Consider the following 13,335-nt stretch of genomic DNA (forward strand, 5'->3'; position numbering starts at 1 on the left):
TTTATACTATAGAAGCCTTCTATGCTTTAGAAACGATAATTAAAACTCAAAGAGCCGAAGCGGGCTTTTCCAGGGCGCTCCTCAAAAGTTGAGCTTGTTTCAGCCACAGAAAATATCATGCCCCACTGCTGCCAACTCCAGACCGCACCAGTAGAAAGTATGAACCCTTGATGTTTAAGCGTAACCGAATGGCTATCTCTAAAAGTATTACCATCAACAAATATGTCATTGAATACATAGCGAGCTTGAGCACCAAAAAACACATAAAAGTGCTCACCTTCCGCCCCTGCCAGTGGGTTTATTTCGCGCCCAGGCAATATACTCACCGCTGGGAATGACTGCTCTAAGCCTGTTCCATATCGAAACATCGCTGAAGTAGCCACTTCTGAGTTATATGTTCCAGCGCTTGCACTGGCAAAGGTTAAGAAATCCATCCCCTTGCCATTATTGTCACCCATAGTAAAGCGCCAACTGCGCTGCCCAGTGACACTAAACACAAATTCATTATGCAGCTGATGCTTCCAACCCCGTGGTTTATCAGAGCCAGTGATGTGGTGAACGGCTTTTTGCGTGTCTTTTGCGAGCGATGCCGGTCCAATCATTCCCATAACCAGGGAAAACTGATCGGCAACATCATCATCCCAAGCATATAAAGTTCCCCGCCACCCCAACAAGCCAGCATAGGGCAAATCGTTTTCAATAAGTTCCTCGGACTCGATATTTTCTGGCGTTTGCATTCCTTGAAAAACGCTATAACTCACCGCTTTTTCTTTGCTCGCACTGGCGTCGATAAACAAAAGTTCACCCAAGCCTACAAGCCAGCTTGGGGCATCACTTTCAGCATAGTCACTGTAGGGGCCGTAACCCCAGCTATATCCAATGCCGTTTGTGTAGCCACCATCTTTTCCCGCGAACAAATCATTTTCGAGGGTCAAAGTTGCGAATGAACCAACTTTTTCCTGCTTATATGTGTGGCTTTCTGTAGCATCTAGCTCTGCCAACTCAATAGCGTTGGCTGCTACTGACGATAGACAAAAGAAACCAAATAAAAAAAACTTGTGACGGTGCATAGGATTGGAGTTCCTTAACTCAGTCTTGAGTAAAGCGAGTTTTGACGCGGTGTTTGATTGTCTCAACCAATTGCTGAGTATTTTGCGACTGTTTGACGTCAGTTTTTAAAACATCCTCCACAATATCGGCAACATCATCGATGGTCACGGAGCGCTTCTCTTCAAAGCTGTGATGCTGAAACAAATTAATGTGGTGATCACTTTTACGCCCCCACTTCATGAGTTTGTTCCAATAACGCTCATCGTTGTTAGCACTCGCCAAATCGAGCAAGTAACAGATAAGACCTACCGGCATAAGTGCGAAATCTCGAATCGCATCGATCCAGAGTTTTACCTGCAACAATAATAAGTTGCGTGTTTTTCGCCATAATCCAGAAGATTTATTATTGGGGACAATCAACTGTTTTTCCCTGCGTGTCATGACTAACGACCTTTATAAAGTTTTATTATAAGCTTCGCGATTAAGCTGCTTATCCAATTCATTTTTCTTCAGCAACACATAAACCGAGCCTAAACCGCCGTGCTTTTGTTGCGCACTATGAAAAGCCATCACTAAATCATGTTGTCGGAGCCAGTGATTAACATGACTTTTCAACACAGCCTGTGGCATGCTTCGCTCGCCCTTACCATGAGTAATCAACACCGTTCTCTTGCCACGTTTTACGCACCCCTTGATAAAATAAAACACTTCATCACGGGCTTCTTTAACCGTTAGCCGATGTAAGTCTGTTTGGGCTTGTATATCATACTTACCCAGCCTCAATTTTTTGTAAACGCCATCCTGCACGCCTGCACTTTTAAATTCTAACCATGAATTCGGCTCAACCGGCTCAATGAAATCGGTACTCAAATAGTTGGGATCGTGATTAGGTTTACGTCCAATCGCAGCTTCCTGCCGAGCAAGCTGCGATAGCGAGGGTTCATTACTCGGCTTATGAAGGTTTACCCGATCATTTTTTATCGGTTTAACGCCACTAAGTTCTTTCTTGAATAAATCTAAATCATCATGAGACATATGGTTACCGCTTTACATAATCACTATTGGGCTAGGCCTTTGGTTAGATCTTTGCTTCAGTTATAAAGCCGAGGAAAAGCTACTCAAGCTCTTCCTTCATCGCTTCAAGCTCTTCCCAGCGTTCAAAAAACTGCTCTAACTGAGACTCGTAACTGTCAAGCTCTGCGGTCACAGAAGCTACCCTTTCATGGTCTTGCTGATAAAACTCCGGCTCAGCAATGGTGTTTTGAACTTGCTCAATTTGTTGCTCTATTTCGGCTATCTTGGCTGGTAACTGGTCCAATTCTCGCTGGTCTTTATAGCTTAACTTAGCTGCTTTTCGGCGCGGTTTTTCACTCGCGGACTTAGCTTTTTGTGATGACTGGGCCGCTGACTTTTTATGCTCTTTATCCTTTCTTTGGCGTAACCAATCATCATAGCCACCTACATATTCATTAACTTGTCCACTGCCTTCAAACACAATTGAGCTTGTCACTACATTATTAATAAAATCACGATCGTGTGAAACAAGAAGCATAGTGCCCGTATAGTTCTCAAGCATATCCTCAAGTAGCTCTAATGTTTCGATATCTAAATCGTTAGTGGGCTCATCGAGAATCAGTAAGTTTGCAGGCTTGGCTAATATTTTAGCCAACAATAAACGGTTACGCTCACCACCTGATAAAGCGGTAATTGGTGCTCGTGCTCGCTCTGGAGTAAACAAAAAGTCTTGCATGTAGCTGATGACGTGGCGTTCTTTGCCATTGATCATCATCATATCCTTGCCCTCAGATACGTTATCCATCGCAGACTTGGATTCGTCGAGTTGCGCGCGATGCTGATCGAAGTAAGCAATGTCTAGCTTAGTCCCAAGCTTTACCGTGCCTTGGTCTGGACTTAAGTTCCCTAGCAAAATTTTGATTAAGGTGGATTTACCACAGCCGTTAGGACCGATGATACCCACTTTATCGCCACGCATGATGAGGGTTGAGAAATCCTCAATCAGTTGGCGACCTTGGTAGCGCATACTGATATCCGTGGCCTCAATCACTTTCTTACCGGAGAGCTCAGCTTGCTGTGCTTTCATATCGACGTTACCGATGAGCTTTCGGCGTTCAGAATGCTCCTTACGCGCAGCTTCTAAGCGCCTTACTCGACCTTCGTTACGCGTTCGGCGGGCTTTTATCCCCTGGCGTATCCAGACTTCTTCTTGAGCTAACTTTTTATCAAACTCACTGTTCTGCTTTTCTTCGGCGGCTAGTCGCTCTTCTTTTCGTCGCAAATAATTGTCGTAATCACCCGGCCATGACGTTAGCTGGCCACGATCAATTTCTACAATTCGAGTAGCTAGGCTTTTTAAGAATCGGCGATCGTGAGTAATAAATAATATGCTTCCTTTGTAGGCTTTCAAGAATCCTTCTAGCCACTCTATCGACTCAATATCCAAGTGGTTGGTAGGCTCGTCTAGCAGTAAAACATCTGGTTGCTCAACCAAAGCTTGTGCTAATAACACACGACGTTTCATTCCCCCTGATAATGCCTCAAACTCAATATCAGCATCTAACCCGAGTCGGTTAATCACTGACTGAACTCTTTGATCCATCGCCCAACCATCTTCAGCTTCAATTTTTTGTTGAACACGAGCCATCTTTTCCATCGAAGCATCATCAACGTTTGTGATGAGCTGTCGAAATTGAAGCAATAGTTCACCAACGTGCCCCAAACCTGAGGACACCACCTGGAAAATCGTTCCTTTAGTATCAGACGGTACTTCTTGGGTTAATTTGGCCACTTTTACGCCTTCTTGGAAACGCAAAGAGCCATCATCAGGAATGATTTCTCGGTTAACAACTTTTAATAACGTTGACTTACCTACCCCATTTCGGCCAATAATACAGATACGTTCGCCAGGCTCGATAGCGAAATCAACCTTATTTAATAGTGCCGGTCCGCCGTAGCCGACCTCAACTTGCTGTAAAGTAACTAAAGACATTTAAATACATCATAAAAATTTTAGGCCATTTTAACTTAAAACCATGACTATCGCTTGCCCTCTTTGCCATTCCTTGGACACACACCATTATTTTCAAGATAAAATGCGCAGCTACCATAATTGTAGCCTATGCCACCTGATCTTTGTCCCAGCTGAATATCATGTCACTGATGATGCGGAAAAGGCCATTTATGATTTACATCAGAACTCCCCTGAGGATGAGGGTTATCGCAAGTTTCTAAACAGGCTTCTTATTCCTCTATGTAACAAACTGGCACCAAATGCTCAGGGCTTAGATTTTGGCTGTGGCCCAGGCCCAGCTATAAAACCCATGCTAGAAGCTCAAGGGTTTACGGTAAATAATTACGACATTTATTACTATAAGCAAGAAAATGTTTTGCAAAAGAAGTACGATTTCATCACTACCACCGAAGCCATAGAGCACTTTAATCAACCGAGAAAGGAGCTTGAGCTTTTAGACTCATTGCTGCGCTCTGGTGGCTACTTAGGCATTATGACCAAACGACCGACGAGCTTAGAGGCTTTTTCTCGTTGGCATTATAAAAATGACCAGACGCATATCTGCTTTTTCTCAGAAAAGACCTTCCAGTGGATTGCTAGCGCTTTTAACTATCAGATTGAATTTCCAGGTCCCGATACAGTGATTATGAAGAAGATGTGACTTTTGTGTTTTTAATATTTTAAGCACAAAAAAGCGGCTAAACTGCCGCTTTTTAATTTATAGTGAATATTTCCGAAGAAGCATTACTTCTTGTTGACTTCAATATCACCATTTACGGTGTCGAATTTTAGGCGCGCCCCGCCACCCTTATAGCTGCCTTCCATCTCGGCGCCAACATACTCTCCTTCATCAACCTCAATTCCGAAGTCATTACTAAGATCACCGTTGACTGTATCCGACTTGAGATCAAAGCCATCGTTTTCAGGCAAATAGATTTCGATATCACCATTCACACTGTCCCCTTTTAGGCGATTCGAACTGCTTAAGCTATCCACATATACCGTTACATCACCATTCACAGTGCCAAACTTAACGTCATTGGCAACATTTTTAATGACTATTTTACCATTGACTGTTTCAGCCCGAATTTCGCCAGAAACACCGGAAATATTGATGCTTCCGTTGATCGACTCGATTGAGTTGATGCTCACTCCTCTTGGCACTTTCAACTCAAAAGAAACCTCCCCTGAGGATCCACCCCAGCTCATAAAGCCACCAGAACTAATGTCCACCTCAATATCAAGATCTTGCTTAGAGTGCTTCACTTCAACCTTTACGTTTTTCAGATCATCAGCGCTATCAGCACGAACCGTGTAGTTTAGCTCGATCTCATCCTTATCCCAGCCTATAACCTCGATGCTACCGTTAATATTGCCTAAATTGATGCTGCCATACTTAAAAAAGTCATAAGTTTTAGAGTAGCTTTTTGTTTCATCAGCCTGAATCGCTAACGAAGCGAAGCCTAATGCCACCACCGAAAATACCCCGACCCACTTATATAGTCTATTCATGTTTTACCTCAATTATCGCCACCATTTACTATTTTGATGCGAATGGTGGCGGAAAGGTTTAGTACTATTTTTTACGATTAAAAATATCACCGAGCTTATCTTTTAACTTATCTTTCGCTTTATCTTCCAGCTCTTCTTTCTTTTGTTCGACTTTTTCTTGATATTCGGCTTTTAGTAAAGCTTCTATATCAATGCTTGCTTTCGGCTCAGCCCAAGTCCCTTTTAACTCAAACGGAAGTGCCTTCCCCTGTAGCTTTGGATATTTTTGATCAACTAACTCTTTGAGTTTGCCTTTCAACGATAGTTGGAAATTACCTGCTAAAGTTTCTTGGTTTGCATTTGTCGATGCCTTACCCACCAAATCAAACACAGGTGAGTTCAATTTAAAGTCCGGCAATTCAATCAAACCATTATTGGCTTTGATGTTACTACTCAAGTTAGCAAAGCTTGTTTTACCACTATAGTTTTGCTTATTCAGCGACTCCAAACTCAAACCCGACTGAATAAGCTTTTCGATATCGATACCGTTAAAAGCACCATCGGTTAACTGCAAGTTACCGGTACCGCTTAGATTCTGGAGCATCTGTTTTACGCCAGCCCCATTGGTTTTCATGTTTAAATCAAGCTCGCCTAAACCTGATAATTTGTCCATTTCAAAAAATGCCGCCAATAAATCACCAATTTGAATGTTATTAAAATCTGGCTGAATCGACAAAGCTAAAGGCTTCGCTGCGAAGTTGACGCTGGCTACGGTTTCCATATGCCCCTGGAAAGCATCAGCTTTAAAGGGATCAAGAAATAGCGTGGTACCTTTATTTCTAAGGTTTGCCGAAACTTGATTAAAGGTCGCGTTCTTCAAGACTAATTCACCAACCTCTAACTGGCCTTTTACGCGGGCACGCTTAAGAAAGTCAGCTATTGGCGACAGGTCTAGTGGCTTAGTTTGCTTAGGCTTATTCTGACCAGCAGTTGCCGCCATCAATCCCTCAAGCTCTAATCGCTTTGAACTCAACTTAACGTCAATGTCCTTAAAAGTACTAAACCCGGCGTTTAGCTGGATATTAATGGGTTGGTCATTAAGGCGGACTACGCCTTGATGTTGAACTTGTGTAGTTTTATTCGCCATATTGAGTTCAAGGTTACCGGTTAAAGCAATATTCTTTAACTGCTCGCTCAGCCCCTCGAGCTCAGCATCTAACTCGCTCACTTTAAATTTTTTGAAATCGGCGCCGACCCAAAGATCGCCAGATAACCCCCAATCGGTCTTAGCGCCATCTGCTTGCAAAGTTCCTGTTGCTGAAATCGGCGTACTCGACTCTGGCGCAAAGTCGTTAACTTCGAGTTTGTTCAAGTGGAAACTTTGGCTCAGCTTCTCAGCATAATCGTATTGGTTCAGTGTAAAATCTGTCAGCACCAAACTTTCTAAACTCAGACTTCCTTGCTTTGAGATTGAGGATTCTGATGCTTCTTTTGTATCGCTTGTCTTAGTAGAAGACGTTGACTCCTTTGCATTAACCAGCGATTCTATATTTGAGCGCCCGTTGTTATCGCGAAGCAGGTTTAATTCTGCGCCCGACAGCTCAATAGCGCCAACCTCAATATCACCACTAAAAAGAGGCATAAGCTTGATACTGGCTGCTACTTGCCCCACTCTCATTAGGTGTTTGTCACTTTTGAAGCTTTCTGGCTGAGATAAGGTCACACCACCAGTTTCAATTTGTAGCCAAGGGAAAAAGCTTAGTGATAATTCTTTCTCTATCACCAAGTCCGCACTGGTTTCTGCCTTTACCTTCTTAACTAATTGATTTTTAAGCTCATCGCTGTTGAAGAAAATCACAGCGACAATACCTAAAGCTAAGATTAGGACAATTAAAGTACTCACAATGCCCAATATCCATTTAAACAAACGTTTCATAATCACTCGCAATATCAATAAGTTGGGATCTATATCTTAGAGTAACGCTAGTTGAGCAAGGTTCCAACCAAATTTCTTACGATTTGTTTGAACTATTTGTAAAAACTGTGGACTAACTTAGTGAATAGATAAGATATTCTTTGTTGTTGTTAAAATTTGTTGTAAAAAAAATCTTTGTTGTTTATTAACTTGTTAGATAAGTTGTTGTTAGTCCAAAGTTCTACAATGAGCCGTGTGTTATATGTCATGTGATGATCAGTTGTAGGACGGTTTTTAAATGAGTAGCCCTAATTTGGAACCATTTAGAAACTGATTTTAAAGAGTGATGTAAAAGTTGTTAGTCAAAAGAATCAGGCCACCTCATATGGGTGGCCTTTCTTTTTTGTGCTTAACTATTTTGCTTGTAGGGCTTAACGAAACAAATTATTAACCATTCCAAGAATCACGTAACGTAACCGTTCGATTCAGAATCAAACTATCCGCATTGTGCTCATAGCGATCCGTAGTGAAATAGCCTTCACGTTCAAACTGGAATCGTGTCTCTGGCTCTGCTTCCGCCACACTCGGCTCTACCATTGCCTTAATCACTGTTAAAGAGTCAGGATTAAGCGCTTCGTTAAAGTCATCCATTGCTCCTGGGTTTGGAACATTAAATAAACGATCATAAAGGCGAACTGTCGCTTCTTTAGCATACTTAGCAGAAACCCAGTGAATCACGCCACGAACTTTACGACCTTCTGGGTTTTTACCCAAAGTCTCTGGATCATAAGTACAGTGTAGCTCTTTAACCTCGCCGTTCTGGTCTAATACCGCCTCATCGGCGCGGATCACATAAGCATTACGCAGTCGAACTTCACCACCTTTGACCAAGCGCTTATATTTTTTATTAGCACTCTCGCGGTAATCAGCACGATCGATATAGAGTTCTCGAGTAAACGGTAATTCGCGCGTCCCCATCTCTTCAATCTTAGGATGGTTCATGCCTTCCAACATTTCTTCTTTATCTTCTGGGTAGTTGGTAATTATGACCTTGATCGGATCTAACACCGCCATTCGGCGCTCAACCGTATCGTTCAAGTCATTACGTACCGCATCTTCAAGCAGAGTCATATCCGTGACGCTGTTGACCTTGCTGATACCAACCGCTGCACAGAAGTTGCGGATGGACTGTGGTGTATAACCACGACGGCGCATACCGGCAATCGTTGGCATACGAGGATCATCCCATCCATCAACCTTACCATCGTCTACCAACTGCGTCAGTTTACGCTTTGATGTGATGGTATAAGCAAGATTAAGTCGTGAAAATTCAATCTGTTGTGGGCGCGACGGAGCCGAAATATTGTCAAGCACCCAGTCATAAAGCGGTCGATTGACTTCAAATTCAAGCGTACACAAAGAGTGCGTAATGTACTCGATCGAATCAGAAATACAATGCGTAAAGTCATACATCGGGTAGATACACCACTTATCGCCCGTGCGAATATGATGTAATCGACGAATTCGGTATAGGACCGGGTCACGCATCAACATATTCGGATGCGCCATGTCGATCTTTGCGCGCAAGACCATCTGCCCATCGGCATATTTACCAGCCTTCATATTACGGAAAAGCTCTAGGCTTTCTTCCGTCGGACGATCACGATAAGGGCTGTTTTTACCTGGAGTTTGGAAATTACCACGGTTTTTAGCGATGTCTTCGGCCGGTTGCTCATCAACATAAGCCAAGCCTTTATTAATCAACTCTTCGGCGAAATTATACAAATCGTCAAAGTAATCTGAAGCATGACGGATTTCGCCTTCCCACTCGAAACCTAACCAGCTGACGTCTTCTTGAATAGAGCGCGCGAATTCTTCACTCTCTTTCGCAGGGTTTGTATCATCAAAGCGCAGATTACATGGCGCTTGGTAGTCTTCAGCAATTCCGAAATTCAGACAAATCGACTTGGCGTGACCGACGTGTAGATAACCGTTTGGCTCTGGTGGGAAACGCGTATGAACTCGCCCATCGTTCTTACCCTCAGCTAGATCTTGATTGATCTTGTTGCGGATAAAGTTCGTTGGCGTTGAATTTTCAGTGGTTTTTTCCGTTGGTTTTGTCTCTGACATATTGGAATTACTCACACAGTATCAGGTTGATTAAACTAAGCTCAAAGGCTCACCAGCCAATGATTCGGCAAATATATAACGCAAGCTAGTGATTTTAACGAGAATTAAAGGCTAATGCGATAGCAATTAGCCTAAATGTGGGGTTTGTGAGTAAAAAAAGCAAGCTTAAGGCTGTTGGATTAGTCCTGCTATTTTCTTTGCCAATTGCTGTAAAAGACGGCGCTCAGCTGACACCGCGGCCGCATAGTCATTACCATCGAGAGCTTCACGTAGCGCAAAAGAACGTACAATTGACTGGCCGTGCTTTCTGCTTAGGGTCAGCTTGGCTTCTAGAAAAGCCGAAGAGTCCTCAAAACTGGCGTCAAGTCGCTTTATGTCTAACTGAATCGAAACCTCAACCTCATCCGATTTACGCCAAGGGTACTCAAATACATTGCTAGTGTTGAGCTCCGTCGCCAAGTCATGTTGCAAAGAGCTGATAATTAAGCCGCGTAAGTCCGAAGCCCAACGGTCAAACTCTGAAAAAATGATTTGGCTCGAGTCGGTCCTAATCGCGATTTGAGGCTTCTGCAAATAATCAGCCACCGACACAGGGCCTAAACCTACGCGTAAACTTCCGGTTTTCTTAACATCACTAAATTCATTTTCCAGTAAGTAAAAATTAGCGCTGGGCGAGCGTGTCGAACAACCCGTTAAAGAAAGCGCCATAAACAAACCAATCAATAGATACTTCATTGTTTATCCTTACCGTAAATTAACGCTTCTGGGTGCCTTTCAACATAATCCGTCAAAACTCGAATCGAATGTGCGGCTTTAGAAAGCTCTTCAAGGGTTTGATTTAACTGATACTGTAATTCAGAATCTTGGCCATACGAGTGCTCTATAGAGTTAACCAATTTTTCGGTATCGTTAAGCACTCGCTCCAAACTGCTAAAGCTTCGCTCCAGGCTGGTCACAAGCTTGGGAACTCGGTTGTTTAGGCTTTGCGCTAGCGTTTGGTACTCGTCCATAGTCTGCTTAAACTCTACAGCAACTGGCTTTATTTCTTTGTTAAAAGTATCTGCCACCTGACGGTACTGAATCATGGTCGCGTTAAAACTATTCAAACTAGTCTTTAAGTCGGTCTCTGAGATTAGCGTATTCGCATTTTCCAGCAAGGTGTTCATATTATTGGCGACGTCCGCTAGAGGTAGTTTCGACACTTCATCGGCAAACAGACTTAGCGCACTCGGGGCGGTTGGAAATTCAGGGATGCCTTTTATTACACCAAGCTTTTTAATCGGGATATCTGGTCGAAACTCCAAGGCAATACGCATTCTTCCGGTAACTAAGCTTTGTGTTTCCAGAGTACCTTTTAAGCCCTTCTCGACAATCCGCTCAGTAATGTTTTCAATCTTTTCATCGTGACCATTAAGCCCCTTAAAACTGTCTGGGTAGATATTGACGTAAACAGGCGTAAAAATATCTAGCGTCTTAGGATCTGAGATCACTTCAATTTTTTTCACCGCACCGACCTTTACACCTTTGAAAACCACCGGCGAGCCTTGGTCGAGACCGGCTAAAGAGCCCTCAAAAAACATCACAAACTCTTTTACAGGCTCGTTAAAGCGAGCCTTAGCAAAAAGCACAATAGCTCCAACAAGCAGTACGATAGCGCCTAAAACAAAGCCACCTATAGCTGTCGATTGAGATTTGTTACTCATGGTTTAAAGCTCTCTTCACGTAAACACCTTTTCCTAGTCATTCTTTCTAACCACCTTCACCACGAGTTAGAAAGTTTCGTACTGTATCGTTATCGCAACTCTCCACCAGCTCATTGGGGTTGCCGGTGGTTAACATTGTTTTACTCTCAGCATCCAAAAACACCGAGTTATTACCAATGGCAAAAATACTCGCAAGCTCATGAGTCACCACCACAAAGGTACAGCCGAGGTTATCTCTTAGTTGTAATATTAAATCATCCAGCATGCGAGCGCTAATCGGATCGAGCCCCGCAGAAGGTTCGTCTAGAAACAGTAGCTCCGGCTCAAGCGCAAGCGCACGTGCTAGCCCTGCTCGTTTACGCATTCCGCCACTTATTTCCGAAGGATAGTAATCTTCAAAACCACTCAAGCCAACCAAAGCCAGCTTTAATGATGCTAAGTGCCTGGTGTCACTAGGCGACAAATCGGTAAATTCACCTAAAGGCAACTCGATATTTTCTGCTAAGGTCATAGAACTCCATAAAGCACCGCTTTGGTATAACACACCACAGCGTTGCATTAACGCTTGGCGCTTGGAGTCCTGCGTCTGCCAAAAATCAATAAACTCGCTTCCTTGTTGACTAGTCGCTTCATCGCCTCGAAACAAGACACGCCCTGCCGCAGGCTCTTTCAGCCCAACAAAGTGCTTAAGAAGTGTGCTTTTACCACAACCACTGCCGCCCATAATAATGAATATGTCCTGAGGCTTAATATCAAAGGTTAAATCCCGCTGCACCACGAAGTTATCGTACGCCATGGTTAAACCTTCAACTTTTATAATGCTGTTATCCGTTGGCAGGGTCATTATTAAATCCCTAATAAGCTAGTGATGATGGCAAAAAGCCCATCGATAACAATGATAAAGACCACGCCAGCGACTACAGCAGAAGTTGCAGCGTCGCCCACAGCCGAGGCGCTTCGTCCTGAGTGCATACCATTCATGCACCCCGTTATCGCTATCACAATACCGAAGATAAAGGCTTTTATAAGCCCAAGACTAATGTCAGTCATGTCAACGGCGTTTAATGTTTGCTGCCAATACTCAGTAAAGCTTAAACCCATAGCGCCAATACTAATCACGGCACCGCCGAGGATACCAAGGACATTGGCATACAAACATAACAGTGGCATCATAATGACCAAAGCGATAATCCGTGGCAGAACAAGAAAGTCCATTGGGGATATGCCCAAAGTTCTATAGGCATCAATTTCTTCGTTGACTTGCATGGTGCCGATTCTGGCGGCAAAGGCAGCGCCTGTTCGACCGGCCATGATAATCCCCGTCATCATGCAGCCCATTTCACGCACCATGGCGATACCGACCAAGTCAGCGACATAAATTTCAGCACCAAATTGCTTTAACTGCACCGCGCCGACAAAGGCCAAAATTATCCCAACCAAGACGCTGATCAAAGTCACAATGGGCAAAGCTTCTGGCCCAGTATCGGATAAGATGTCCCTTAAATCTGTCGCTCTAAAGCGAGCACGCCCTCGTAACAAGCGATAAAAGCTTTTAACGCTTTCGCCAAGAAAACAGAAAAAACTGATAGCTTCGCGATAATCCGTAATCGCTTTATCGCCAAGAAAAGATAGAAATGATTGTTCTTCTTTGTTTTTGCCGGAGCCTTCGCGCTCAGGAACGGTGCGCGCCAATTTCAGAAGCTCGAGAACACCTTGCGGAAAAGCTTGGAACTTTAGGCTAAGATCGCGCTGCTGCGCCTCTTGATCGAGTCGCAATAAGAGGCTGACTAAGGAGCTATCCCAAGACTCGACTAAATCACCATCGACGGTGCGAAAAGGCTCTTCTCGAAAGTCATTAATAATAGAGTCAGCAATTTGGCTATCACAATTAATAGTCCAGTGTCCCGTGAGCGTCAGCCGACTGGCGTTACCGTCACTACTGATCTGATATTGGCTACCACTCATTCGCTATTGCAAGACCCCATGTACATTAGTTAAGTTGTTGATGATAGTAAATT

The 13,335-nt window shown here is 43.5% G+C and carries 12 protein-coding genes; 1 reads left to right on the forward strand and 11 read right to left on the reverse strand.

All coding sequences use genetic code 11. The features are described 5' to 3' along the window. Window positions 1-26: 26 nt before the first annotated feature. The 4 genes from ABD128_RS03120 to uup all read right to left on the reverse strand — a co-directional run bounded on the left by ABD128_RS03120 (window position 27) and on the right by uup (window position 4,057). Window positions 27-1,070 (reverse strand): lipid A deacylase LpxR family protein, encoded by a 1,044-nt coding sequence (locus tag ABD128_RS03120; protein WP_343986354.1) that lies wholly within the window; start codon window positions 1,068-1,070, stop codon window positions 27-29. Window positions 1,071-1,089: 19 nt separating this feature from the next. Continuing rightward, entirely contained in the window at window positions 1,090-1,491 is a 402-nt protein-coding gene (locus ABD128_RS03125; protein ID WP_343986357.1) for a hypothetical protein, read from the reverse strand. A 12-nt stretch (window positions 1,492-1,503) separates the two neighbouring features. Beyond that, entirely contained in the window at window positions 1,504-2,085 is a 582-nt protein-coding gene (gene smrA / locus ABD128_RS03130) for a DNA endonuclease SmrA (protein WP_343986360.1), read from the reverse strand. Between the two features lie 79 nt (window positions 2,086-2,164). Continuing rightward, complete coding sequence (gene uup, locus ABD128_RS03135) at window positions 2,165-4,057, reverse strand: ATP-binding cassette ATPase Uup (RefSeq protein ID WP_343986364.1); 1,893 nt, start codon at window positions 4,055-4,057, stop codon at window positions 2,165-2,167. A gap of 103 nt (window positions 4,058-4,160) precedes the next feature. Between uup and ABD128_RS03140 the strand changes: the two genes are divergently transcribed. Continuing rightward, on the forward strand, window positions 4,161-4,739 hold the full coding sequence (locus tag ABD128_RS03140) for a class I SAM-dependent methyltransferase (RefSeq protein WP_343986368.1): 579 nt from the start codon (window positions 4,161-4,163) through the stop codon (window positions 4,737-4,739). Window positions 4,740-4,822: 83 nt separating this feature from the next. Here the strand turns inward: ABD128_RS03140 and ABD128_RS03145 are convergent, their stop codons facing one another. From ABD128_RS03145 to ABD128_RS03175, 7 genes are all read right to left on the reverse strand, one after another. Then, window positions 4,823-5,590, reverse strand: a complete 768-nt coding sequence (locus ABD128_RS03145; protein WP_343986371.1) for a DUF4097 family beta strand repeat-containing protein — start codon at window positions 5,588-5,590, stop codon at window positions 4,823-4,825. Window positions 5,591-5,654: 64 nt separating this feature from the next. Beyond that, window positions 5,655-7,505 carry an AsmA family protein gene (locus tag ABD128_RS03150; protein WP_343986374.1) on the reverse strand — a complete coding sequence of 617 codons (1,851 nt, stop codon included), beginning with the start codon at window positions 7,503-7,505 and terminating at the stop codon, window positions 5,655-5,657. Between the two features lie 426 nt (window positions 7,506-7,931). Continuing rightward, entirely contained in the window at window positions 7,932-9,614 is a 1,683-nt protein-coding gene (locus tag ABD128_RS03155; RefSeq protein WP_343986377.1) for a glutamine--tRNA ligase/YqeY domain fusion protein, read from the reverse strand. Window positions 9,615-9,779: 165 nt separating this feature from the next. After that, complete coding sequence (locus tag ABD128_RS03160; RefSeq protein WP_343986380.1) at window positions 9,780-10,349, reverse strand: PqiC family protein; 570 nt, start codon at window positions 10,347-10,349, stop codon at window positions 9,780-9,782. Next, on the reverse strand, window positions 10,346-11,317 hold the full coding sequence (locus tag ABD128_RS03165) for an MlaD family protein (RefSeq protein ID WP_343986383.1): 972 nt from the start codon (window positions 11,315-11,317) through the stop codon (window positions 10,346-10,348). Before ABD128_RS03165 ends, ABD128_RS03160 begins: the two co-directional genes overlap by 4 nt. 46 nt (window positions 11,318-11,363) lie before the next feature. Then, window positions 11,364-12,161 (reverse strand): ABC transporter ATP-binding protein, encoded by a 798-nt coding sequence (locus ABD128_RS03170; protein WP_343986386.1) that lies wholly within the window; start codon window positions 12,159-12,161, stop codon window positions 11,364-11,366. Between the two features lie 2 nt (window positions 12,162-12,163). Then, window positions 12,164-13,282, reverse strand: coding sequence for an MlaE family ABC transporter permease (locus ABD128_RS03175; RefSeq protein WP_343986388.1), 1,119 nt, complete (start codon window positions 13,280-13,282; stop codon window positions 12,164-12,166). Between the last annotated feature and the right edge of the window lie 53 nt (window positions 13,283-13,335).

It is taken from the genome of Kangiella japonica, assembly GCF_039523535.1.
Classification (GTDB): Bacteria; Pseudomonadota; Gammaproteobacteria; order Enterobacterales; family Kangiellaceae; genus Kangiella; species Kangiella japonica.